This is a genomic window from Bradyrhizobium genosp. L (genome assembly GCF_015624485.1).
Taxonomy (GTDB): domain Bacteria; phylum Pseudomonadota; class Alphaproteobacteria; order Rhizobiales; family Xanthobacteraceae; genus Bradyrhizobium.
In genome coordinates this window covers 1,751,342-1,773,676 of record NZ_CP061378.1, presented here as the reverse complement: position 1 = coordinate 1,773,676, position 22,335 = coordinate 1,751,342, and the positions used below count along the sequence as shown (strand labels likewise).

General features: G+C 65.5%; 23 protein-coding genes and 1 pseudogene. 8 read left to right on the top strand and 16 right to left on the bottom strand.

All coding sequences use genetic code 11. From position 1 onward, the window contains the following. Nucleotides 1-47 precede the first annotated feature (47 nt). Both IC762_RS08290 and IC762_RS08285 read right to left on the bottom strand, forming a co-directional pair. Entirely contained in the window at nt 48-785 is a 738-nt protein-coding gene (locus tag IC762_RS08290; protein WP_195788325.1) for an enoyl-CoA hydratase/isomerase family protein, read from the bottom strand. Nucleotides 786-893: 108 nt separating this feature from the next. Continuing rightward, nucleotides 894-1,418, bottom strand: a complete 525-nt coding sequence (locus tag IC762_RS08285; protein WP_195788324.1) for a cupin domain-containing protein — start codon at nt 1,416-1,418, stop codon at nt 894-896. A 137-nt stretch (nt 1,419-1,555) separates the two neighbouring features. On the opposite strand from IC762_RS08285, the gene IC762_RS08280 reads away from it, so the two are divergent. Next, nucleotides 1,556-1,771 (top strand): CsbD family protein, encoded by a 216-nt coding sequence (locus tag IC762_RS08280; RefSeq protein ID WP_195788323.1) that lies wholly within the window; start codon nt 1,556-1,558, stop codon nt 1,769-1,771. Nucleotides 1,772-1,838: 67 nt separating this feature from the next. On the opposite strand, the gene IC762_RS08275 is transcribed toward IC762_RS08280, so the two are convergent. The 4 genes from IC762_RS08275 to ggt all read right to left on the bottom strand — a co-directional run bounded on the left by IC762_RS08275 (nt 1,839) and on the right by ggt (nt 6,296). Further along, nucleotides 1,839-2,828, bottom strand: a complete 990-nt coding sequence (locus tag IC762_RS08275) for a D-2-hydroxyacid dehydrogenase family protein (RefSeq protein WP_195788322.1) — start codon at nt 2,826-2,828, stop codon at nt 1,839-1,841. A 27-nt stretch (nt 2,829-2,855) separates the two neighbouring features. Next, nucleotides 2,856-3,314 carry an FKBP-type peptidyl-prolyl cis-trans isomerase gene (locus IC762_RS08270; RefSeq protein ID WP_195788321.1) on the bottom strand — a complete coding sequence of 153 codons (459 nt, stop codon included), beginning with the start codon at nt 3,312-3,314 and terminating at the stop codon, nt 2,856-2,858. 63 nt (nt 3,315-3,377) lie between these two features. After that, a complete protein-coding gene (locus IC762_RS08265; protein ID WP_246801476.1) occupies nt 3,378-4,586 on the bottom strand; it encodes an NAD(P)/FAD-dependent oxidoreductase in 1,209 nt (402 codons plus the stop codon). A 123-nt stretch (nt 4,587-4,709) separates the two neighbouring features. Continuing rightward, entirely contained in the window at nt 4,710-6,296 is a 1,587-nt protein-coding gene (ggt, locus tag IC762_RS08260; protein WP_195788320.1) for a gamma-glutamyltransferase, read from the bottom strand. A gap of 169 nt (nt 6,297-6,465) precedes the next feature. Here ggt and IC762_RS08255 point away from each other — a divergent pair, with 169 nt between their 5' ends. Further along, the gene (locus IC762_RS08255; RefSeq protein WP_195788319.1) at nt 6,466-7,218 is read left to right on the top strand and encodes a rhodanese-related sulfurtransferase; all 753 of its coding nucleotides are present in this window, start codon (nt 6,466-6,468) and stop codon (nt 7,216-7,218) included. Continuing rightward, nucleotides 7,211-7,426 carry a SlyX family protein gene (locus IC762_RS08250; protein WP_195788318.1) on the top strand — a complete coding sequence of 72 codons (216 nt, stop codon included), beginning with the start codon at nt 7,211-7,213 and terminating at the stop codon, nt 7,424-7,426. Before IC762_RS08255 ends, IC762_RS08250 begins: the two co-directional genes overlap by 8 nt. 63 nt (nt 7,427-7,489) lie before the next feature. On the opposite strand, the gene IC762_RS35220 is transcribed toward IC762_RS08250, so the two are convergent. Both IC762_RS35220 and IC762_RS35215 read right to left on the bottom strand, forming a co-directional pair. Beyond that, on the bottom strand, nt 7,490-8,041 hold the full coding sequence (locus IC762_RS35220) for a LysR substrate-binding domain-containing protein (protein ID WP_246801623.1): 552 nt from the start codon (nt 8,039-8,041) through the stop codon (nt 7,490-7,492). A gap of 186 nt (nt 8,042-8,227) precedes the next feature. After that, a pseudogene (locus IC762_RS35215) lies at nt 8,228-8,377 on the bottom strand (helix-turn-helix domain-containing protein); the annotation flags it as partial. A 405-nt stretch (nt 8,378-8,782) separates the two neighbouring features. Between IC762_RS35215 and IC762_RS08240 the strand changes: the two are divergent. From IC762_RS08240 to IC762_RS08230, 3 genes are all read left to right on the top strand, one after another. Next, entirely contained in the window at nt 8,783-9,196 is a 414-nt protein-coding gene (locus IC762_RS08240; protein WP_195788317.1) for a TadE/TadG family type IV pilus assembly protein, read from the top strand. 1 nt (nt 9,197) lies between these two features. After that, nucleotides 9,198-10,868, top strand: a complete 1,671-nt coding sequence (locus tag IC762_RS08235; protein WP_195788316.1) for a pilus assembly protein TadG-related protein — start codon at nt 9,198-9,200, stop codon at nt 10,866-10,868. A 72-nt stretch (nt 10,869-10,940) separates the two neighbouring features. Continuing rightward, entirely contained in the window at nt 10,941-11,231 is a 291-nt protein-coding gene (locus tag IC762_RS08230; protein ID WP_246801474.1) for a PilZ domain-containing protein, read from the top strand. Nucleotides 11,232-11,257: 26 nt separating this feature from the next. Here IC762_RS08230 and IC762_RS35570 read toward each other — a convergent pair whose 3' ends face one another. Next, entirely contained in the window at nt 11,258-11,392 is a 135-nt protein-coding gene (locus tag IC762_RS35570) for a hypothetical protein (protein WP_283816353.1), read from the bottom strand. Between the two features lie 4 nt (nt 11,393-11,396). Beyond that, nucleotides 11,397-11,615 carry a hypothetical protein gene (locus tag IC762_RS08225; RefSeq protein WP_195788315.1) on the bottom strand — a complete coding sequence of 73 codons (219 nt, stop codon included), beginning with the start codon at nt 11,613-11,615 and terminating at the stop codon, nt 11,397-11,399. Between the two features lie 122 nt (nt 11,616-11,737). Between IC762_RS08225 and hemE the strand changes: the two genes are divergently transcribed. Beyond that, entirely contained in the window at nt 11,738-12,784 is a 1,047-nt protein-coding gene (hemE, locus tag IC762_RS08220) for a uroporphyrinogen decarboxylase (RefSeq protein WP_195788314.1), read from the top strand. Nucleotides 12,785-13,005: 221 nt separating this feature from the next. Here the strand turns inward: hemE and IC762_RS08215 are convergent, their stop codons facing one another. From IC762_RS08215 to IC762_RS08205, 3 genes are read right to left on the bottom strand one after another with little or no spacing between them, the layout of a single operon-like run. Continuing rightward, nucleotides 13,006-14,616 (bottom strand): GMC family oxidoreductase, encoded by a 1,611-nt coding sequence (locus tag IC762_RS08215; RefSeq protein WP_195788313.1) that lies wholly within the window; start codon nt 14,614-14,616, stop codon nt 13,006-13,008. A 60-nt stretch (nt 14,617-14,676) separates the two neighbouring features. Beyond that, a complete protein-coding gene (locus IC762_RS08210; RefSeq protein ID WP_195788312.1) occupies nt 14,677-16,260 on the bottom strand; it encodes a bifunctional 3-(3-hydroxy-phenyl)propionate/3-hydroxycinnamic acid hydroxylase in 1,584 nt (527 codons plus the stop codon). Between the two features lie 7 nt (nt 16,261-16,267). Further along, entirely contained in the window at nt 16,268-17,263 is a 996-nt protein-coding gene (locus IC762_RS08205; protein WP_246801472.1) for a VOC family protein, read from the bottom strand. Between the two features lie 279 nt (nt 17,264-17,542). Here IC762_RS08205 and IC762_RS08200 point away from each other — a divergent pair, with 279 nt between their 5' ends. Beyond that, a complete protein-coding gene (locus IC762_RS08200; RefSeq protein ID WP_195788310.1) occupies nt 17,543-19,504 on the top strand; it encodes a putative bifunctional diguanylate cyclase/phosphodiesterase in 1,962 nt (653 codons plus the stop codon). A 22-nt stretch (nt 19,505-19,526) separates the two neighbouring features. On the opposite strand, the gene IC762_RS08195 is transcribed toward IC762_RS08200, so the two are convergent. From IC762_RS08195 to IC762_RS08185, 3 genes are read right to left on the bottom strand one after another with little or no spacing between them, the layout of a single operon-like run. Further along, nucleotides 19,527-20,507, bottom strand: a complete 981-nt coding sequence (locus IC762_RS08195; RefSeq protein ID WP_195788309.1) for a PDR/VanB family oxidoreductase — start codon at nt 20,505-20,507, stop codon at nt 19,527-19,529. 13 nt (nt 20,508-20,520) lie between these two features. Then, entirely contained in the window at nt 20,521-21,273 is a 753-nt protein-coding gene (locus IC762_RS08190; protein ID WP_195788308.1) for a GntR family transcriptional regulator, read from the bottom strand. A gap of 2 nt (nt 21,274-21,275) precedes the next feature. Then, nucleotides 21,276-22,325, bottom strand: coding sequence for an aromatic ring-hydroxylating oxygenase subunit alpha (locus IC762_RS08185; protein WP_195788307.1), 1,050 nt, complete (start codon nt 22,323-22,325; stop codon nt 21,276-21,278). Nucleotides 22,326-22,335 lie beyond the last annotated feature (10 nt).

Here is a 22,335-nt window from a genome sequence, read left to right as displayed (position 1 = left end):
CGCGAGCCCCGGAATGACGAAAGCAAGGGTGCGGCGCCGCTGCGTTGCTATTTCCCCGTAAACCTCGGCTTGCGCTTCTCCGCGAAGGCCTTCACGCCTTCCTTGAGATCTTCGCTGTCCCTGACTTCATCGAGCAGCCGCCGCACGTCGGCGACGGTTTCCAGAGGTCCCTTCGGCATGGCCTCGCGCGCCAGTTTCTTCAGCGCGCGGACCACCAGCGGTGCATTGCCGGCGATTTTCGCGGCCATCTCCTGCGCCATCGCGACGTGCTGGCCTTTCGGCGCGACCTTGTTGACGAAGCCGATCTGGAAGGCGCGCTCCGCCGACATTTCCTCGCCGACCAGCAGAAACTCCATCGCGATCTTGTGCGGCATCCGCGCCATCACCGAGGAGACGCCACCCGCGGTGGTGCCGATCTTCCCCTCGGGATAGATGAATCGCGTCGTCTCCGACGCCACACACAGATCGGCCATCTGGACCAGCACGAAGGCGCCGCCCACGACCCAGCCGGAGGTCGCTGCAATCACCGGCTTGTCCAGCTCGACGCCAAGACCCGGCACGGCGTGCCACATGTTGACGGGGAGATCACCCACATCGGCGCCGACGGAGAAGTACTTTTCCTCCGACGAAGCCAGCACCGCGACACGATCGTCGCTGTCCCGAAAGCGCAGCCAGGCGTCACGCAGCTCCGTGCACAACGCGTTGTTGAGCGCGTTGTGCTTCTCGCTGCGCGTCATCGTGATGGTCGCGATGTGGTCGGCACTCTCGTAACGGACGAGCGGCATGCTGGCCTCCCTGAACTACCTCGTCATTGCGAGGAGCGTAGCGACGAAGCAATCCATTTCTCCGCTTGCGGCGCGATGGATTGCTTCGCTTCGCTCGCAATGACGGTCCTATTTCTTCTCGTCGGGATGCCGGTGCACCGGATCGACCCACAGCACATTCTCCGGTTTCTCGACCGGCTCGATGTCGAGATTGATCGCGACCGCCTCGCCGTCGGAACGCACGAGCACGCATTCCAACACCTCGTCGGGGCTGGCATTGATCTCCTGGTGCGGCACATAGGGCGGCACGAAAATGAAATCGCCGGGGCCGGCTTCGGCGGTGAACTGCAGCTTCTCGCCCCAGCGCATCCGCGCCTTGCCCTTCACGACATAGATGATGCTTTCGAGATGGCCGTGATGATGCGCGCCGGTCTTGGCGTCCGGCTTGATGCTGACGGTGCCCGCCCACAATTTCTGGGCGCCGACGCGCGCGAAATTGATCGCGGCCTTGCGGTCCATGCCTGATGTCGACGGCACGTTCGGGTCGAGCTGGTTGCCGGGAATGACGCGGACGCCGTCATGCTTCCAGCGCTCGTCGTCGTGATGATGATGGTCGTGGGAATGGGTGTGATCGTGTTCGTGGGAACCGCTCATCGTTCCTGCTTTCGCCAGTTAAGTTTTCGTGCAGGGAACGCTAGCGAAAAGCGCCTGCGGAGGCGAGTGGAAAATCGGAACATTGCGATGCTGCCGCGCGTTGTCATGCCGAAGTTGCAATGCATAGGGAGAGACCGATGAGCAGCACCACCGACAAGATCAAGGGCACCGCCAACGAGGCGATGGGCAAGGCCAAGCAGAAAATCGGCGAGGCCACTGGTTCCGAGGAAATGCAGGGCGAAGGCGCGCTGCAGGAGGCCAAGGGCAAGGGCCAGAAGGCGGTCGGCGACGCCAAGGAGATCGCCAAGGACGCGGTGAACCGGGCAGCGAATGCCGCGAACAAGAAGCTGTGACGGCCTGAGAATGATGTTACGAAAAAGACCGGTCCGACGGGCCGGTCTTTTTCATGCCGGCATTGCGTCAGGGGCGCGGGCGCGCTCTCGACAGCACGTCCGGATTGACCACGTTGGTCGGCGTTCCGGCGGCATAGGCCACGATCTGATCGAAGATGTCGGTGAACTGGATTTCGTACTCGTCGCGCGAGACGTAGCCGAGGTGCGGCGTGCAGACCACGTTGTCCATGTTGAGCAGCGGGTCCGAGGTGTCGCGCAATGGCTCCTTCTCGTAGACGTCGATCGCAGCCATGCCGGGCCTGCCCGCGCGTAGCGCATCGACCAGCGCGCCGGCCTCGATCAGCGGCGCGCGGCTGGTGTTGACGATCAGCGCGGTCGGCTTCATCCGCGCCAGGTCATCCGCCTTGACGATGCCGCGCGTCGCATCGACCAGCCGCATGTGCAGCGACAGCACATCGCAGCGGGCGAAGAAGTCCGCCTTGTCGGAGGCAGTCTCGTGACCGTCAGCACGCGCCTTCGCCAAAGCCGCCTCGCGCGCCCAGACCAGCACGTTCATGCCGAACGCCCGTCCGTAGCCGGCGACCACGGCACCGATCCGGCCGTAGCCGTAGATGCCGAGTGTCTTGCCGCGCAAAGTGTGGCCGACGCCGATCTGCCACTGGCCGGCCTTCAGCGCCGCCATCTGCTGCGGGATCTGACGCATCGCCGCCAGGACCAGGCCCCAGGTGAATTCGGCGGTGGCATAGGACGGCGTATCCGCATGCTGGCCGGAGGAGACGATGATGCCGAGCCGGGTGCAGGTGTCGATATCGATATGCGGATAGACGCTGCGCTGGCTGATCAGCTTCAGCTTCGGCAGCCGCTCCAGCAGTGGGGTGCGGATCTGGGTCCGCTCGCGGATCAGCACCAGCACATCGGTGTCGTGCAGCCGCTCGGCCAGCGCGTCGACGTCCTGGACGTGGTCGTTCCAGATCGTGACGTCATGACCGGCGAGCTTTGTGAAGCAATCGAGGGTGCGCAGCGTGTCGAAATAATCGTCGAGGATCGAGATCTTCATCGCTGCGCCCCTGTCGTCGCGGGCCTCTTACTTGACGCCCAAAAGCTCGACGTCGAACATCAGCGTCGCGTTCGGCGGGATCACGCCGCCGGCGCCGCGCGCGCCATAGCCGAGCTCCGGCGGGATGATCAGCGTGCGCTTGCCGCCGACCTTCATGGTGGCGACGCCCTCGTCCCAGCCCTTGATGACGCGGCCGGCGCCGATCGGAAACTCGAACGGCTCGTTGCGGTCGACGGAGGAGTCGAATTTCTTGCCCTTCTGGCCATTCTCGTAGAGCCAGCCGGTGTAGTGCATGACGCAGATCTGCCCGGGCTTCGGCGAGGCGCCGGCGCCGACCTTGCTGTCGATGATCTGGAGGCCTGAAGCTGTGGTCATGGGCTTTCCTGCTGCTTGGGCCGCTGCCGTAACGACAACAGCGGGCGTGGAGATCGCGGCTGCCAGGCCGGCGAATGCGGTCTTGATGAGCCTACGTCGGGACGATCGCATCGTGCACCTCTGGTGAAGGACGGCCGTCTCTAGCCCAGCGCGCGACAAATCCCTAGCCATTTTTCAGTGAGCGGCCATGCCGGCATCGCGGTCTAGCGCGAAATCGTCGAGCAATGGCGAGGTGCCGCCCGCGATGAGATTGCCGATCAACTGCGCGGCGAGATAACTGAACGTGATACCGTTTCCGCCATAACCATAGGCCGCGTACACGCCCTTCGCACCCGGGACGGGGCCGATCAGCGGCAGCCCGTCACGCGTGGTGTCGAAGGTCCCGGCCCAGCGATAGTCGATCTCGGTCTCGGCGAACGGCCACAGTGCGGTAAGGCGTCGTATAAGCCGGCGCGATTTGCGCGGGATCAGGCGGTCGCGCGCGTCAGGCGCGACGATCTCCTCACTGTCCTCCCCGCCGATGATGATGCGTCCATCAGGCGTCGTACGCGCGTAGAGATAGTCCTTGGCAAGCTCCCAGATCAGCGCGCCGTCCTTCCAGACGTTCTGCGGCTGCGGCGTGGTCGCGATCGCCCAGCTCGAGGACACGGTCTGGATTTCGGAATGGACGATATCCGGCATCGCGTAGCCGGTCGCCAGCACCACCGCCTTCGCGGCGATCTCGCAGCCATTCTCCAATCCGACCGTGACCGCCGCGCTGGCCGGATCGAAGGCTACGGCCTCGGCATCGAACTGGCGTGCGCCGCGCCTCGTAGCGAGCCGCAGCAGGCCGTGGGCGAGCTGGAGCGGATCGGCGTCCGCGGCGCCTGGTGAGATGATCGCGCCGGCGCGCGCCATTCCGTAGCCGTCGAGCAACCGCGCGTGATCGAGAAACTCGCCGGGCAGCTCCGCGCGGCGCCGCAATTTGTGCTCGTCGAGCAATTCATTCGCGGAGCTGCCGGCCGCCAGATACAGAGACCGCCTGGTCCTGAGCGTGCCCGGAAGGTCGTGTTGGCGAACCAACGCGATCAAGCCGGTCACGGCCTCCAGGCTCGCGCGATAGGCGCGCGCCGCCCGCTCGAAGCCGTAGATCGCTGCCAGCTCGACCAGCGGACGATCGATCTCCCACAACAGCATCGAGGTGCTCGCTGCGGTGCTTCCGCGGCCGGGATGCTCGCGGTCGACGATGACGGTGTCGAGCCCCTGGCGCGTCAGCCGCTCGGCGAGTAGCGCGCCGGTGATGCCGGCGCCGACAATGAGCGTATCGCAGGCGAGATTTTCGGTGAGAGGCCGCGTCGACGGGTGCGTCGCGACAGCTCGCCAGGGCGACGAGCCGCCACGCAAATCAGCCTGTTCGGTGTCGTCTGAATCGAGCGTACGGATGACCGGCCTCGCGCGGAAGGGCTTTCAGCACCAACCCCCACGACAATTCCTTGTTCCCGCCGATCGGCGTATCGGTCGCGACAATCAGTAGCCGAGCGCGCAGCCGTCCTTGCGGGGATCGGAGCCGCCGGTCAGCGTGCCCTTGTCCCAGTCGATCCAGATCGCCTGGCCGCCGCCGAGCGGCGGGACCACGCGGGTGGTCTTGTGGCCGATCTTCTTCAGGCCTTCGACGATCTCGGCCGGCACGCTATCCTCGAGCTGGTAGACGCCCTCGTAATGCAGGCCGCGCGGCATGTCGATCGCCTCCTGCACGTCACAGCCGTAGTCGAGGATGTTGGTCAGGACATGGGTCTGGCCGACCGGCTGGTACTGCCCGCCCATCACGCCATACGGCATCACGGCGCGGCCGTTCTTCGTGGCCAGCGCCGGCATGATGGTGTGCAGCGGACGCTTGCCGGGCGCGATGCAGTTGGGATGGCCTGGCTGGATGCGGAAGCCGCCGGCGCGGTTCTGCAACAGGATGCCGGTCTTGTCGGTCACGATCGCCGAGCCGAAGGAATGCGCGATCGAATTGATGAACGAGCAGACGTTGCGATCCTTGTCGACGACGGTGATGTAGACCGTCGATGGATTCATCGGCGGCGCGACGTTCGGCAGGTCGAGCATCCGGTCCATCCGGATGTTCTTGATGTGCTCGTCGGCGAACTCCCTCGAGAGGATGCCGGCGACGTCGACGGTGGCTTGCTGCGGATCGGCGATGTACTGCTCGCGCATCATGTAGGCGATGCGCGCCGCTTCCGCCTCGAGATGGAAGCGCTCGATGCTGAGCGGCTTGAACTGCGTCAGATCGAAGCGGGACAGGATGTTGAGCATGACCAGCATGGTGATCCCGGGGCCGTTCGGCGGGCACTGCCAGACGTCGTGGCCCTTGTACATCGTGCCGATCGGCGAGGTCGTCTCGGTCGCATGTGCGGCAAAATCCTCGAGCGTGTGCAGGCCGCCGATCCTGCGCAGTGTATCGACCATGTCGGCGGCGATCTCGCCGCTATAGAAGGCGTCGCGGCCCTTCTGCGCGATCGCGCGCAACGTCTTGCCGAGCTCGGGCTGGCGGATCACGTCGCCTGCCACCGCAGGCTTGCCGTGCGGCAGCAGATAGCGCTCGGTGTTGGTGCCGTTCTTCAGCTTCTCAAAGCCGTTCTTCCAGTCGAACGCGATGCGCGGCGCGACGACATAGCCGTCTTCGGCGGCCTTGATCGCGGGCCGCAGCAGCCGGTCGAAGCCGAACTTGCCGTGATCGCGCAGGATCACGTCCCAGGCATCGACGGAGCCCGGAATGCTGACCGCATGCGCCGAGGTCAGCGGCACCGAGTGGATCTTGCGCTCGAGATACCAATCCGCATTCGCCGCCATCGGCGCGCGGCCGCTGCCGTTATAGGCCGTGATCTTGCCCTCGCCGCGCGGCTGGATCAGCGCGAAACAGTCGCCGCCGATGCCGGTCGATTGCGGCTCGATAACCCCGAGCAGCGCGCAGGCCGCCACCGCCGCATCTGCCGCGGTGCCGCCCTCGCGCATCACCTCGATGGCCGCCAGCGCCGCCTCCGGATGCGAGGTCGCCACCATCGCGTTCTGGGCATGGACCGCGGAACGGCCGGCGAAATGGAAATTCCTCATAGGGGAGAGCTCGCTAGATCCTGATGTTCTGACGCCGGCAGATGCGGACGCGGAGTACATGACATATTCATCCCCGGCTGAGCAATGCCTGGCATGCCAGAGGAATCATCCCGATAACGCATGGCTTTGCGGGGTTTCGCCGGCGCCGACGGCCTGATAAACCCCGGCCATGGCTCTCAAGGTCGCCGCCCTCTACCAATTCGCCGCGCTGCCCGATTTCCACGCACTGCGCGCGCCGCTGCGCGCGCTCGCTGCCGGGCTCGGTCTCAAGGGCAGCGTGCTGCTGGCGCATGAGGGCATCAACGGCACGGTTGCCGGTCCTGCCGACGGCATCGACGCCTTCGTCGCGGAGCTGCAGCATGGGCCATTGTTCGGCGGACGGCTCGACAATCTCGAGCTGAAATTCTCCGAGGCCGCCGCGGTGCCGTTCCAACGGCTGAAGGTGCGGTTGAAGAAGGAGATCGTGACACTCGGCGACGCCACGGTCGATCCGACTGAGCGGGTCGGCACCTATGTCGATGCCGCCGACTGGAACGCGCTGATGGCCGCGCCCGGCACGCTGCTGCTCGACACCCGCAACGCCTTCGAGGTCGCGATGGGCACCTTCGAGGGCGCCGTGGATCCCAGGATCGCAAGCTTCGGCGAGTTCAAGGATTTCGCCGCGCGTCACCTCGATCCCGGAAAGCACACGAGGATCGCGATCTTCTGCACCGGCGGCATCCGCTGCGAGAAGGCCAGCGCCTACCTGCTCGCGCGCGGCTTCGCCGAGGTCTATCACCTCAAGGGCGGCATTCTGAAATATCTCGAGCAGATGCCGGAACAGGACAGCCGCTGGCGCGGCGAATGCTTCGTGTTCGACGAACGCGTTGCGCTCGGCCACGGCCTGCGCGAGCGCGGAAGCGAAAGCGCCGGCCATGAGTGAGGCGGCAGAGCTCGCCGAACGGCTCGATGCGCTGGAGGTCCGGCTGACTTACCAGGACGAGACCATCGAGACGCTGAACCAGACCATCACGGCACAGTGGAAGCAGATCGACGCGCTGACGCGCCAGGTCGCAGAATTGCGCGACCGGCTTCAGGACGCCGAGCGCCAGGCGCCGGGTGCCGTCAACGAGCGGCCCCCGCATTATTGACCGGTGCCGCCGCAATCCGGCGGCACGATGCGTGCGACATGCCGCGCCCTACATGCCGCTCACCTACATGCTGCTCGCCTGGCGCATCGGTTTCGCGCCGCTGAAGAACAGGCTCGACAACCGTTGCACCAGCGCGGTGGCACGGCTGCCTTCGAGGCCCGGGCGCACACACAGCATACGCTTGTGAACCGGCAACTCCGGAAGGTAGTAGTCCTTCGCCGGCACGAGGAAGGGCGGGATCGCCCGCTCCGGGCACGCCGTCAGGCCGTATCCGGCCCGCGCCGCCTCGAGCCGCAGCTGATGGTTCGGGCTTCTGAACACGATCTTGTACGAGATGTTGTGCTTGGTCAGGGTCCGGATCATCCAGTCGTCGCCGGGCCAGGCGAGGATCGGGATCGGGGCTCCCGGCCGCAGCACAAAATCGCGTGACCGGACCCATGCCGAGCGCTCATCGGCCTCGTTGGCGATCGTCACCTCGTCTTCGACATCGAGCATGGGGTTGCTGTAGACGAAGGCGATGTCGATGTAGCCGTCGATCAATCCTCTGACGATGGTCGGCGACATGTCGGCGTGAACCAGGATATCGGCGAGCGCCTCGATCGGTTGCAGCTTCAAGAACTCCTCCGCGAGCATCGTGCTCAACCCGAGCCGCAACGGCTGGGGTCCTTCATGATTGCCGCCGAGACGAAGCAGTTGATCGTTCGCTTCCAGGATACGCCTGGCCTGCTGCACGGCGACCTTGCCGAGTTCGGTGGTGGTCGTACCGTTCGCAGTTCTGACGAAGAGCGCACCGCCAACCAGGCTTTGCAGTCGCTTGACCTGCGAGCTGATCGCCGGCTGACTGAGGCCGAGACGTTCACCCGCTTTCGACAGGCTTCCGGTTTCGGCGATGGCAACGACAGTGCGAACGATCTCAGTCGGTATGTTCAAATGCTGACGTGGTCTGTGCATCGCGAGCCCTCCAATCTCAGCACGGGACGCAATAACGAAAACGAAGCTCCATAGTATGTGATTCAGGGGATACTAACATTTGGTTGCATATTGGTTTAGCTTCAATTCACGGCGAACGCACGACATCACGTCACTATTTGTCGCACCATATGCATCGTTACGTGCATTGCTACGTAGTGATACGGTGTCGGACGACCGCATTTCTGCACAAGCGAAGCGCGTCCCCGGGTTTCTGCGGATTCGGCATCAGATATTTTGATCGCCCTATAACGTGCTGCGCACCCGATCATTTGTAGCGCAGTCATTCGCGCGGATTGCAGCCACTGATTCGCTGAAGGGTTTTCACAGTTTTCCTTAAACAAAGAATCGCAACGTGGCGCCACAGTTAGCGTTGCGAGGTGTGCAATGATCAGGTTTTTCCGCTGTCGAAGTGGCACGTCCGCCGTCGAATTCGCGCTGATGCTGCCGCTGTTTCTCGCCTTCATCTTCGGCATCATCGTCTACGGCTCTTATCTTGCGATGGTGCACGGCGTTCAACAGCTCGCCGCGGAGGCGGCACGCTCGTCGATCGCAGGCATGACCGACACCGAGCGCAACAGCCTGGCGACCAGTTACGTCGCGGCCAACGCCTCGACCTATCCGCTGCTGGTGCCGGCCAACCTCTCGGTCAACGCCGCGCCGTCGGCATCGAATGCCAATGTCTATGTCGTGACCGTCAATTACAACGCGGCCGGCAACTTCATCTACAGCCTGCCCTTCGTTCCGGCACCGCCGACCGTCATCGCCCGCTCGGCGGCGATTCAGTACGGAGGGTTCTGAGATGACCGGGATCGTCAAGCTGCTGCGGCGCTTCCGCGGCGATCAGCGAGGAAACTTTGCGATGATCAGCGCCGGGCTGATGACGCTCGTCATCGGCTGCGCCGGACTTGCGGTCGATCTCGGCACGATCTTCGCCGACCGGCGCAAGACGCAAAGCACCGCCGACCTCGCCGCGATCGTCGCCGCCGCCAATTTGAGCAACGCGACCAACGCCGCCACCGCGACGGTGACCCAGAACAACTATCCGGCCAGCGCGGTGGTCAAGGTCGAGACCGGTACCTATACGGCGAACACGGCGATCGCGCCGCAGTCGCGCTTCGTGACCCCGGCGACCGGAATTCCGAATGCGGCACGCGTCACACTGAATACCCAGACGCCACTCTACTTCGCGCGCTATCTGACCGGTGCGAGCAGCTTCACCATCAAGACATCGGCCACCGCCACGTCGACCGAGATGGCATCGTTCGCGATCGGCTCGCGGCTGCTCTCGGTGAATGGCGGCGTGCTCAACGCGCTGCTCGGCAGCATGCTCGGCACGACGCTGTCGTTGTCGGTGATGGACTACAACAACCTGATCAGTGCCAGGATCGACGCCCTGGATTTCCTCTCGGCGCTCGCCACCCGGGTCAATCTGACCGGCGTCAGCTACAACGACCTCTTGAACAGCAACATCAAGGTCGGCGACATCATGGCCGCCGCGCTGACGACCCAGCAGCTCACCAACGGCGCGAACGCTGCGACCACCGCACTGTCGACGATCTCGCAGGCCGTGACCGGCTCACAGACCAAGATCTCGCCCGGCACGCTGGTCGACCTCGGTCCCTTCGCCAATCTCACGGTGGGGCAGAAGCCGAAGGTCGGCGCCAGCATTTCGGTGTTCGACCTCGTCAACACGGTGGCGCAGATCGCCAATGGCAGCAATCAGATCGCGACCACGGTCAATCTCGGCTTGCCCGGCATCGCCAATGTGAGCGTGCTCTTGACCGTCGGCGAACGGCCGGTCGGATCGAGCTGGATCGCGGTCGGCACCCAGGGCGTGAGCATCCACACCGCCCAGACCCGGCTGCTGGTCACGGTTCAGGTGCTGGGCAGCGGCAGCGTTTCCACTGTCAATCTGCCGATCTATGTCGAGGTCGCCTCGGGCACCGCGACGCTCAACGCGGTGTCCTGCGGCCATCCGAACATCAATACGTCCCAGGTCACGATCGGCGTGACGCCGGGCATCGTCGATGCGTGGATCGGCGGCGTGACCGCCGCCGACATGACCAACTTCACGCGAAAGCCCAATCCGCCGCCGGCGACGCTGGTCAATCTCGGCGCCATCACGGTCAACGGGCTTGCCCATGTCGGCATGGGCAACACCACGCCGACCAATGTCACCTTCAGCTACAGCGACATTCAGGCGGGGACGAAGAAGACGGTGACGACGACCAACTTCCTCTCGTCGCTGACCGGAAGCCTGCTCGGCGATCTCTCGCTCCAGATCAATCTCGGCCCGCTCGGGCTGCCGATACCGGGATTGGGCGGGCTGGTCACCGGCATCCTGAACGGCGTGACGAGCCCGGTCGACCAGGTGTTGGCCACGCTGCTGTCGACGCTCGGCATCGGCATCGGCCAGGTCGACGTCTGGGCGCTGGGAATCCGCTGCGACGGCGCGGTGCTGGTGAACTAGGGGACCATCCGGCGACGGGTTGAAGCGCGACGACGGTGCGGGGGAACGAGGGCTAGGGGTGGGGAAAAAACCGTGAATACGACGACCAAGAAGTACAAGACGGACAGTCAGCGGACCATCCTGATGAAGCGCGGAACGATCTTCTTCCGCGACACCAGCATCGGATGCGTCGTGCTCAATATCTCGACCGGCGGCGCAGGGCTCGCCGTGGAAAGCGACGTGGCGATCCCCTTCGCGTTCGACCTCGAGATCGAGAGCGAGCCGATCCGGCGGCGCTGTGTGGTGGTCTGGCGGCTGGAGCGCCGGCTGGGTGTGAGCTTCGAGTTCGACCGCATGCATCGGCCCGAGCGCGGACCGGTCTAATCGCGTTCAATGCCCTGCCACGCGCGTCAGGCGTGCAGGGCAAGCCACAGTACCGTTGCAACGCCCGCTGCGATGATGGCACCCCAGATCATGGGCGATGTCGCTTTCGAAGCACCGCTGCGCGGCGGTTCGTTCGCGGCGTGATTGAATTCGTTCTGCATGTCGTTAGCCGAACATCGACTTCAGCTTACCCCACAGCGACTCTTCACGCTCGCCATCGTGCCTCGACGGCGGCGGTTGCGTCACGCTGACGGGATCCGAGGCCGGAAAACTATCTTCCAGACCGGCCTGTAACTTGGCGTGTGCCTCGCGGTCCGCGGCCTGCGCGTCGCGCGGGTGTTCCGCATGCTTGTCATGCGCGGCGGGATCGAACTTCTCAGCCATGTCGTCCTCCATTCCCCGAACCAACGCCCCTGCTCATGCCGAGGTTCCAGATCTGCCTTGGCCCATTGCGCCGCACCGTGTATCAGGGGGGCGAATTTCGACCGTGATCAGGAACTTCTCGCTTGCCCCAGCCGACCGCAACCAAACCGCTGATCGAGGTATTGTCCGGCCGCCGCCAGGCGGTGCCGCCGCTCTGGGTGATGCGGCAGGCGGGCCGCTATCTACCGGAATATCGCGCACTGCGTGCCAAGGCCGGCGGCTTCCTCGATCTCTGCTTCACACCCGAATTTGCCGCCGAGATCACGCTGCAGCCGATACGCAGGTTCAACTTCGATGCTGCGGTCATCTTCTCCGACATCCTGGTGATCCCCTACGCGCTCGGCCGCTCGGTGCGCTTCGAGGCCGGCGAAGGGCCGCGGCTCGATCCGCTGGCAACGCCCGAGCAGATCGCGACGCTGGCGACGCGAGCCGATTTCGCCAAGCTCGAGCCGGTCTATGAGGCGCTGCGCCGGGTCCGCCGCGAGTTGGCGCCGGAGATCGCGCTGATCGGCTTCTGCGGCGCGCCGTGGACGGTCGCGACCTACATGGTGGCCGGACAGAGCACGCCGGACCAGGCGCCGACGCGGATGCTCGCCTACCGCGATCCGGAGGCGTTCGCCAAAATCATCGACGTGCTGGTCGAGAACTCGATCGAATATCTGGTCGGCCAGCTCAAGGCCGGCGCCGACTGCCTGCAGATCTTCGACACCTGGGCCGGCGTGCTGCCGCCGCGCGAATTCGCACGCTGGTCGATCGAGCCGGTAAAGCGCATCGTGGCCGGCGTACGCAAGCAGTTCCCGGATGCCAGGATCATCGGCTTTCCGCGCGGCGCCGGCGGCATGCTGCCGGCCTATGTCGAGCAGACCGGCGTCGATGCGGTCTCGATCGACTGGACCACCGAGCCCGCGATGATCCGCGAGCGCGTGCAGGGCCGCGTCGCCGTGCAGGGCAATCTCGATCCGCTGGTCCTGATCACCGGCGGCGCCGCGCTCGACCGCGCGATCGACGACGTGCTGGAGAATTTCGGCAAGGGCCGGATGATCTTCAATCTCGGCCACGGCATCCTGCCGGAAACGCCGATCGCCCATGTCGAGCAGATGGTGAGGCGGGTACGGGCGTATAGGGGGTGAGGCTGAGCCCCACTCCATCACCGTCACCCTGAAGAGCGAACGGCGCCATATACTCCATTGTCGTCCCGGCGAAGGCCGGGACCCATAACCACCGATGGTCATTGTTGCGCGCCGGTGGAACGACGAGTCCCACCCACAACTTCCGCTGCGGAGTATGGGTCCCGGCCTTCGCCGGGACGACAATGGAGAATGCGGCGCCGTGCACGCTTCAAGATGACGGACTACCGCGCGTCCTCCAGAATCATGTCCGACGCCTTTTCCGCGATCATGATCGTCGGTGCATTGGTGTTGCCCGACATCAGGTCCGGCATGATCGAGGCGTCGATCACGCGCAGGCCCTCGATGCCGCGCACCTTGAGCCGCTGGTCGACCACCGCGAGCGGATCGTTGCCCATGCGGCAGGTCGAGGTCGGATGATAGACCGTGCTGCCGGTGCGGCGGCAGAACTCCAGCAGATCGTCGTCGCTGACCACCTTGGCGCCGGGATCGACTTCAGCGACCGCGTAAGATTTCAGCGCCGGCGCCGCCAGGATCTTGCGCAGGATGCGGATGCCGTCGATGAAGGCGCGACGATCGGTCTCGGTCGCCAGATAGTTGATGCGGATTTCCGGCGGCGCGCTTGGGTCCGCGCTCCTGATCTTCAGCGAGCCGCGGCTCTCCGGGCGCAGCTGGCAGACCGATGCGGTAAAGCCCGAGAACGGATGCAAATTCTCGCCCATCTTGTCGGTCGAGAACGGCAGGAAGTGGATCTGGATGTCGGGCGAGGCCAGCCGCGGGCTGGTCTTGAAGAACGCGCCGGAGGTGCCGGCCGCGATCGTCAGCGGGCCCTTGCGCAGCGCGGCGTAGCGCAGGCCGGCCATGACGCGACGCACCGGATTGTTGACGACGTCGTTGAGCGTGATGGTTTGTGCGCATCGCGTGACGATGCGGACCTGCATGTGATCCTGCAGATCGTTGCCGACGCCGGGCGCGTCGAGCACGATTTCGATGCCGTGCTGCTTCAACAGGTCGGCCGGGCCGACACCGGAGAGTTGCAGCAATTGCGGCGAGTTGTACGCGCCGCTCGACACCAGCACCTCGCGGCGTGCCTTCGCTTTCCGCAGTTGCCCATTCTGCTTGAATTCGACCGCGCTGGCGCGTTTGCCATCGAACAGGATGCGTTGCGCCAGCGCCGAGGTCTCGACGCGCAGATTGCCGCGGGTCAGCGCCGGACGCAGATAGGACCGCGCCGTCGAGGCGCGCCGGCCGCGCCGCGTCGTGGTCTGGAAGAAGCCGGCGCCCTCCTGGGTCGCGCCGTTGAAATCGGGATTGGTGGGGATGCCGGCTTCGGCCGCGGCATGCACGAAGGCCTCCGACAGCGGATCGTGATGCCGCCAGTCCGACACCGGCAGCGGACCGCCGCTGCCGTGATATTTGTCGGATCCGCGCTGCTGGTCCTCGGCCTTCCTGAAATAGGGCAGCACATCGTCATAGCCCCAGCCGGCATTGCCGCGCTGCCGCCACCGATCGTAATCCTCGTGCTGGCCGCGCACATAGAGCAGGCCGTTGATCGAGCTCGAGCCACCAAGCACTTTTCCGCGCGGCTGGAACACCTGCCGCCCGTTCAGGCCGGGCTCGGGCTCGGTCTGGTACATCCAGTTGACGGATTTTTCCTTGAACAGCTTGCCGTAGCCGAGCGGAATATGAATCCAGATATTGCGGTCCTCGGGCCCGGCCTCGAGCAGCAGCACCGTGTGCTTGCCGTCGGCGCTCAGGCGATTGGCGAGCACGCAGCCGGCCGAGCCGGCACCGACGATGACGTAATCATATTCCGCGGTATCATTGTTGTTCACTGGTTTCCCCCGGAGAAAGTCTTTTCCCGGTGGTACAGACAAAGCGACGACTTGAAAAGGCTAGCGCCCTGCGCTGAGGTTCTGGAGCAGTTGCCCGACAAGCATATTGAGCTCGTCGGCGCTGGTCGCGGCGCCGAACACGTAGCGGTCGGGCCGCACGATCACCGCGGCGACGGCATTCTCCCGCATCCAGTCGGCGAACAGCGCGTCGCGCTCGACCACGGTGAGGACGCCATCCGCGTCGCAGCTTTGCCCCGATGTCGCGATGACGACGCGCTCGCCGGCGAGCCGTCGCCAGCCGGCCAATGATGCATCCGACAGCCACGCCATCGGCTCGGCCCCCGCCGTCACGATCGCAAATTCGCTCCGTAAGAGATCGTCGAGACGGCGATCGCGCCCATCCGGCGCGCGCACATGCGGTTGCACGAACAGCCGCCCGGCGAGTTTGGCGTCACGCGCGATCAGGCCGGAAACCAGATCGGGAATGCATTTCTGCCTGATCGTCTCCGCCCGGCCGGCCTTGAGATCGGCGCGCAGCCGCGCATCGCGCTCGGCGGCCACGACCGGATCGAGCTCGCCGATGATCTTGCCGAATTCCTTGGCGCTGGCGACGACGGCGCGGACATGCGGCTTGCGCTCGATCTCATAGCTGTCGAGCAAAGCCTCATCGGCGTCCCCACGCAACACGAGACGTAGTTTCCAGGCAAGATTGACCGCATCGCGGATGCCGGCGCAGAGGCCTTGCCCGAGGAAGGGCGGCGTCTGGTGCACGGCATCCCCCATCAACAGCACGCGGCGGTCGCGCCAGCGTTGCCCGAGCAAGGCGTGGAAGCGATAGACCGCCGAGCGCCAGATCGTGAGGTCGGAAATGTCCGTGAAGCCTTGCAGCAGCTTCTCGACATTCTCCGGTGTCCCCGCAGCTTCGGGATCCTCGCCCGGCAACAGCTTGATCTCCCAGCGCCGCAGATTGCGCGGGCCGGGGATGAACGTGCCGGGACGCCGGGGCCAGCAATACTGGAAACCCTTGGCCGGCCGCTTGGCGGGGTCGCTGGTCAGCGTATCCACCACCATCCACCACTCGTCGAAGGCAAGGTCTTCGAGACCGACGCCGAGCTGCTTGCGCACGAAGCTGTTGGCGCCGTCGCAGCCGACCAGATAGCGCGCGCGGATGGTGATGTCCTCGCCGGACTCGCGGCGGGCGATCAGGGTTGCGGCATCGTCATCCTGCGCCACCGCGACGCAAGTCGTGGAGAGAAGCACGTCGGCATTGGCGTGCTCGGCAAGCCGGTCGCGCAGCGCCAGCTCGGCCTCGGGCTGCACGAAGGTGACGTTCGGGGTCCAGCCGAGCGGCAGCGGCGGCGGCATCGGGTCGAACTTCTTGATGATCTCGCCGTCGACCCCGAGAAAGTGCGAGCCGTTATGCGGGGCGGTCGCCTGCTCGATGAAATCGCCGAGTCCGATCGCCTGAAATACCCGCAGCGCCTCGTGGTCGAGCGTGATCGCGCGCGGCTTGTCGTAGACCTCCGCGGTCCGCTCGACGACCGCGACCTTGAGCCCGCCGCTCGCGAGCAGATTGGCGAAGATGGCGCCGACCGGTCCGAGGCCGACGATTGCGACATCGTAAGTGGAGTTCGCTGCTGACATCGACACGCTACTTCGCAAGATAAGCTTCGAGCGTCAGCGGCCTCGGCTTCACCTGCGGCTCGCGGACCGCAACGTCCGCGAACGGCGTCGCCTCCTCGAACCAAGCCTGCCGCGCCGGCAGGCCCCAGGGGAAGGAGAGCGTGTGGTCGGACGGATCCCAGCCGACCGGCTCGTTCTCGATATCCATGGTCTGGTAGTGGGTGTTGAACAGCTCGACCCTGTGGCCGTCGGGATCGCGCATATAAACATACATCGCGTGCCCCGGCCCGTGCCGCCCCGGGCCGCGCTCCACCGACGCGCCATAGCCCAGCTCACCGGCGAGATCGCAGGCGTGCAGCAGATGATGCACCTCCGGTGCGAGGAATGCGAAATGATGCAGCCGCGGGCCGGCGCCGTTGAAGAACACGATGTCGTGCGGATTACCCTTGCGCTGCAGGAAGACGCCGCGCAGGTCGAAGGTATCAGCGGGTGCGATATATTCGGTCAGACGGAAGCCGGCGGCGGTGTAGAACGCGCAGGCCTTGCGCACCTCCGGTGTCAGCACCTGGTAGTGGTCGAGCCGCAGCGCCGAGCCGCCGGCGTGGCGGCTGAATTTGGTGATCATGCGTGGCTCAACCGGCATGGTCGCGCAGAATTCCAGCGGCGTGCCGGCGGGATCGGTCGCATGCAGGGTGCGGCCCTGATGCGGCTGCTCTGCCCAAATGGCCCGACATCCATGCGCCTCGAAAAACACCTTCAGCCGGTCGAGGTCATCATCCTGGAACACCCGCAAGCCGAGCCGCGCACACGCCGGACTTTTCCCCTTGCGCAACACAAGGCTGTGATGACAGGCCTCCTCAACCCCGCGAAAGTACAGTGCATCGCCCTCTTCCGCGGTGAGGATCAGGCCGATCACCTTTTCGTAGAACTGCCGGCTCGCCGCGAGGTCGCGGACATCAAGCACGACATGGCTGGCCCGCGTGATGCGAAACCCGGGATCATGGTTCGTGGTCGGGAGGCTCATGCGCACCTTCTGGCTTGCCGTCGCGGGAGTCCAACTCATTGCGAAAAAACGACAGCGGATCAAGCAGGCCGGCCGACGGCAACATTTGCAGCCCACCGCGGCAATGAAGCCCGCGGCGCCCTCCCGACTCATTTGTGCCGTGTTGTCGGCAACGGCCCCGATTGGAACCCGACCTGCGCGCACCGGCCGCGGCACGATCGGTTCTAAAATTCATAGTTTGTCAAAGGTTTGCGGGGAATTTTACGGTTCGGCACCGGGCCCGATCGCGCAAGTATCTGGATGCGTAAGTACCTGAGTTCATATGTCGCGAAGCTGTTCGCGGGCGACCTGACAGCGTTCGGTGCGCCATCGACGGATGACGCCCTTGCGGGCCACATCCGCGCCGAGCAGATCTCGCTCGTGCTCGGCTACTCCTTCGGCATCATGCTCGCCAATGCCTGCAACGCGCTGGTGCTCGCGGTCGCGCTGTGGCCGTCGGCCAACTGGGCGTTTGCGCTGGTGTGGGCGGTGAGCGTGAGCTGTGCGGCGCTGTTCTTCGGCCTGCAGGCGCGCGCCTCGCGACGGATCGCCAAGCCGCAATTCGTCTCGCGCCGGACCATGGTCCGGCTGGTGCGCAACGCGCTGGCGCTGGGCACGGCCTGGGGCATCGTCCCGGTCGCCTTCTTCGCCGACGCTTCCAGCGGCGCGCAACTGGTGATCACCTGCCTGTGCGCCGGCATGCTCGCCGGCGGCGCCTTCGCCTTCTCGACCATCCCGATCGCAGCACTCGCATTCACCGCGCCGATCTTCGTCGGCACCGCAATCTGCCTCGGCCATGAGGGCGATTTCGTCTACCTGCTGGTAGCCGTACTCGTCATCGTCTACGGGCTGGTGCTGCTGCGCGGCGTGTTCGTCAACGCGTTCGAGTTCCGGCGGCGGATCATTTCCCAGCACGAAGCCGAGCGCACGGTGCGGCAGGATCCGCTGACGCATCTGCCGAACCGTTTCGCTTTCAATGAAGCGCTGAACGGCGCGCTGAACCGGCTCACCCGCTCCGGCGAGGAGTTCGCCGTGCTGCTGCTCGATCTCGACCGCTTCAAGGAGGTCAACGACCGTTTCGGCCGCCCGGCCGGCGACGAATTCCTGGTGCAGGTCGCGAGCCGGCTGCAGCGCTGCACGCGCGCGGCCGAGCATGTAGCGCGGATCGGCGGCGACGAATTCGCGCTGATCATGTCCAACCTGACGCGGCCCGACGATGCGCTGGCGATCGCCGAGCGCTTCGTCGCGGCATTCGCCGATCCGTTCATGATCGAGGGCTGCGAGGTCGCCGGCGCGACCAGCATAGGCATCGTGCTGGCGCCACGCGACGGCACCACCTCCCATGAGCTGCTCAAGCATGTCGACATCGCGCTCTACCGGGCGAAGAAATCCGGACCGGGCACGATCTCCTTCTTCGAGGCGAGCGACGACCGGTCGGCGCGCGACCGCAGGGCGTTGCAGCGCGACCTCGAGCACGCCGTCGAGGCCAACGAGCTGTTCCTCGTCTACCAACCGTTCCTCGACCTCCGCAAAGGCCGCATCACCGGGTTCGAGGCGCTGCTGCGCTGGCAGCACCCGACGCGCGGCCTGATCCCGCCGAGCGTGTTCATTCCGATCGCCGAAGAGAGCGGGCTGATCCACCAGCTCGGCGAATGGGTGATCCGCCGCGCCTGCGCGATGCTGTCGCACTGGCCGGAGGATGTCCGGATCGCGGTCAATTTTTCCGCGGTCCAGTTCCAGAATGCGGGCATCCTGCAGACCATCGTGCAGACGCTGACTGAAGCAAGGGTCGCGCCACATCGGCTCGAGATCGAGATCACCGAATCGATGCTGATCTCGAAATACGGATCGGCGCCCGCGATCCTCAACGCGCTGCTCGAACTGGGGCTGACGGTTGCGCTCGACGATTTCGGCACCGGCTTCTCGTCGCTGACATATTTGCGCAAGCTGCCGTTCAGCCGCATCAAGATCGACCAGTCCTTCATCCGCGACATGCTGACCCAGCCGGACTGCGCCGCGATCGTGAAGTCGGTGATCGCCTTGGCCCAGGATCTTCAGATCGGCGTCGTGGCCGAAGGCGTCGAGACCGTGGACCAGCTCGAATATCTGCGCCAGACCAGTTGCGACGAAGTCCAGGGCTATCTGATCGGCCGTCCCATGACGGCGGCCGAAATCTCCACGCTGCTCGACCACAAGCCGCAGGATACGGTGCACGCCGCATAGCGTCCGGCAGGTGGCGGGGCCGTCAGACCGTGTCGGCGCGGCGCAACGTATCGACCGTGATGGTGCCGCGGGCGCGCGACACGCAGGCGCAGATCTTGCGGCTCTCTTGCTTCTGGTGGCCGCTGAAGAAGACGTCGCGATGGTCGATCTCGCCGTCGACCTCGACCACGTCGAGCGCGCAGACGCCGCATTCGCCGCGGCGGCAGTCGCTCATCACCTCATGGCCGGCCTCGTTGAGCACATCCAGCATCGAGCGGTCCTGCGGGATCACGAGCTCGACGCCCTCCCCTCTCAGCCGCACGCGGAAGGTTTCGGTCGGCAGCAATCCGCTCGATCCGAAGGTCTCGTAGCGCAGGTCGGTCATCGGCCGGCCCGCCGCTTCCCAGGCACGGCGCGCCGCCTCCAGCATCCGCATCGGACCGCAGAACAGCGTCATCGTCCGCTCCGGCAGCGCCGCGAACGCTGCGGCGAGATCGAGCCTGTGGCCCTGGTCGGCGGCGTGGACGATCAGGCGATCACCCAGTGTTGCTTCCAGCACGTCGAGATAGGCGGCATCGCCGCGCGAGCGCACCGCATAATGCAGCGTAACGTCGGCGTTGCGGCGCATGAGCGCCTGCGCGGCGCCCAGGATCGGCGTGATGCCGATGCCACCGGCCACCAGGCAGAAATGCCTGCGTGTCCAGTCGACCTCCAGCAGCGAGATCGGCCGTGTGATGTTGAGGCGGGCGCCTGGCGTCAGCGACCACATATAGCGGGAGCCGCCACGGCTATCCGGCGCGCGGCGCACCGCGATCCGGTAGCCTTGCGCGTCGACCTCGCCGACCAGCGAATAGCAGCGCGTTTCGGGCCGGCCGGCGATGGTGACGCCGACCTGGATGTGGCTGCCGACCAGATAGGGCGCGGCGGCGAATTGATCGGGACGCAGCAGGAGTTCGCGGATGCCGGCAGTGAGATCGCGCGTGGCGACGACGGTTGCGGGCGTCCAGGTTTCGATGAAACGCATCACTATTCTCCGCTCAGTCGGCTGCCGATCTGATCAGCGCCAGCGCCGGCAGCAGATCGAGATGGGTGCGGTTGCGCAGCGCCAGCCGCAGGTTTCGCGCGGCAAGCCGCGCATGCTCGCGCATGATCGCTTCGGCACGCGCCCCCTCGCGGTTCTCGATGGCGTCGACCACGATGCGATGATGATCCTGCGCGATCAGCAGGATCTGCTGCGCTTCGGGCAGGGCCGACTGCGCCATCACGAAGCCGCTCGGCGAGGCGAACGGCAGCGCGGAGGCGCGGTCGATCTGCCGGATCAGCGGCGGACTGCGCGACAGCTCGGTCAGCACGGCGTGGAAACGCGCATTGAGCGTCACATAGGCCGAGAACGCCTCGACCGAGATCGGGTGCTGGCGCACCAGGGTGTCGATCTCGCCGAGGCACTGCTTCAGCGGCTCGAGATCGCGCGACGACACGCCGCGCTCGGCGGCAAACCGCGCCGCGAGGCCTTCGAGCGTGCCGCGCAGCTCGATCGAATCGAGGATATCGCGCTCGGAGAACGCCTTGACCATGAAGCCGCCGGAGGGAATCGCGTCCAGCAGGCCTTCCTCCTCCAGCCGCACCAGCGCCATCCGCACCGGGGTGCGCGACACGCCGGTGGTCTCCACCGCCTGCAATTCCGAGATGCGCTCGCCCGGGCGCAAGCCCCCCGACAGGATCAGGTCGCGCAGCGCGAGCTGCGCCCGCACGGTCTGCGATACGGCGCGATCGGCCTCGCGGTCCGCCATGGCTACTCCGCGGCCTGGAGATGCTGCGGCGGCTGTTCCTTGGCCACCATGCGGTCGATGACGCGCCGCGCCCACATCGCGCCGGCATCGATGTTGAGATTGTAGAACACGCGGTCCGGGTTCTCGTCCATCGCGCGCTGCTGCGCTTCCAGGATGATCTCGTCCTCGTGGAAAATGCCGGCGACGCCGTCGCGGATCTCGCTGGTCAGGCGCTGCTCGGTGAGGCGGTGATTGCGGACGAAGGCCCAGAAATAATGGCAGGTCGCCTCAGTCTCCGGCGTGATGGTGTTGAGCACGTAGCCGTTGACGCCCTGCGAACGATCGCCCTCCGGCGCGCCCGTCCCGTGAGGTGCGACGCCGACATCGATATTGACGGTGCATGGCGCCTCGAAGCGGATGATCTGCCAGCGATCGACCGGCCCCGGTCTCTGCAATTGCCTGGCCCAGAACGGCGGCGCCTCGATGCCGGCCATCCAGCGCGTCACCGTCACCGTCTTCTCGCCATGGGTCACGTCGAACGGCGCCTCCGTGACCGCGTCATTGCCGATGCTCGAGCCGTGCACGAAGGTCTCGTGCGTCAGGTCCATCAGATTGTCGACCACGAGGCGGTAGTCGCATTTCACATGGATGGTCTTGCCGTCGCCGGCCCAGGCCGGATCGTCGTTCCAGTGCATGTCGGGCACCAGCGCCGGATCGGCGAGCGCGGGATCGCCCATCCACAACCAGATGAAGCGATGCCGCTCGACCACGGGATAGGCCCGCACGCAGGCGGAGGGATTGATCGTCTCCTGCGACGGCATGAAGGTGCAGCGGCCCTGCGCATTGTATTTCAGGCCGTGATAGCCGCAGACCAAGGTATCGCCGTCGAGCCGGCCCTTCGACAGCGGCACCAGGCGATGCCAGCAGGCATCCTCCAGCGCCACCACCGCGCCATCGCCCGTCCGGTACATCACGACATGCTTGCCGCAGATCGTGCGCGGCAGCAGCGCATGCTTGATCTCGGCATCCCAGCCGGCCGCGTACCAGGCGTTCATCGGAAAGGATTTGGGCATCCGGACACTC

Excerpts from the sequence above, each read along its gene's own strand:
- IC762_RS08290 (WP_195788325.1), bottom strand. The coding sequence starts at position 785 with ATGCCGCTCGTCCGTTACGAGAGTGCCGACCACATCGCGACCATCACG.
- IC762_RS08285 (WP_195788324.1), bottom strand. The coding sequence starts at position 1,418 with ATGAGCGGTTCCCACGAACACGATCACACCCATTCCCACGACCATCAT.
- IC762_RS08280 (WP_195788323.1), top strand. The coding sequence starts at position 1,556 with ATGAGCAGCACCACCGACAAGATCAAGGGCACCGCCAACGAGGCGATG.
- IC762_RS08275 (WP_195788322.1), bottom strand. The coding sequence starts at position 2,828 with ATGAAGATCTCGATCCTCGACGATTATTTCGACACGCTGCGCACCCTC.
- IC762_RS08270 (WP_195788321.1), bottom strand. The coding sequence starts at position 3,314 with ATGCGATCGTCCCGACGTAGGCTCATCAAGACCGCATTCGCCGGCCTG.
- ggt (WP_195788320.1), bottom strand. The coding sequence starts at position 6,296 with ATGAGGAATTTCCATTTCGCCGGCCGTTCCGCGGTCCATGCCCAGAAC.
- IC762_RS08255 (WP_195788319.1), top strand. The coding sequence starts at position 6,466 with ATGGCTCTCAAGGTCGCCGCCCTCTACCAATTCGCCGCGCTGCCCGAT.
- IC762_RS08250 (WP_195788318.1), top strand. The coding sequence starts at position 7,211 with ATGAGTGAGGCGGCAGAGCTCGCCGAACGGCTCGATGCGCTGGAGGTC.
- IC762_RS08240 (WP_195788317.1), top strand. The coding sequence starts at position 8,783 with ATGATCAGGTTTTTCCGCTGTCGAAGTGGCACGTCCGCCGTCGAATTC.
- IC762_RS08235 (WP_195788316.1), top strand. The coding sequence starts at position 9,198 with ATGACCGGGATCGTCAAGCTGCTGCGGCGCTTCCGCGGCGATCAGCGA.
- IC762_RS35570 (WP_283816353.1), bottom strand. The coding sequence starts at position 11,392 with ATGCAGAACGAATTCAATCACGCCGCGAACGAACCGCCGCGCAGCGGT.
- IC762_RS08225 (WP_195788315.1), bottom strand. The coding sequence starts at position 11,615 with ATGGCTGAGAAGTTCGATCCCGCCGCGCATGACAAGCATGCGGAACAC.
- IC762_RS08210 (WP_195788312.1), bottom strand. The coding sequence starts at position 16,260 with ATGTCAGCAGCGAACTCCACTTACGATGTCGCAATCGTCGGCCTCGGA.
- IC762_RS08205 (WP_246801472.1), bottom strand. The coding sequence starts at position 17,263 with ATGAGCCTCCCGACCACGAACCATGATCCCGGGTTTCGCATCACGCGG.
- IC762_RS08200 (WP_195788310.1), top strand. The coding sequence starts at position 17,543 with ATGCGTAAGTACCTGAGTTCATATGTCGCGAAGCTGTTCGCGGGCGAC.
- IC762_RS08195 (WP_195788309.1), bottom strand. The coding sequence starts at position 20,507 with ATGCGTTTCATCGAAACCTGGACGCCCGCAACCGTCGTCGCCACGCGC.
- IC762_RS08190 (WP_195788308.1), bottom strand. The coding sequence starts at position 21,273 with ATGGCGGACCGCGAGGCCGATCGCGCCGTATCGCAGACCGTGCGGGCG.
- IC762_RS08185 (WP_195788307.1), bottom strand. The coding sequence starts at position 22,325 with ATGCCCAAATCCTTTCCGATGAACGCCTGGTACGCGGCCGGCTGGGAT.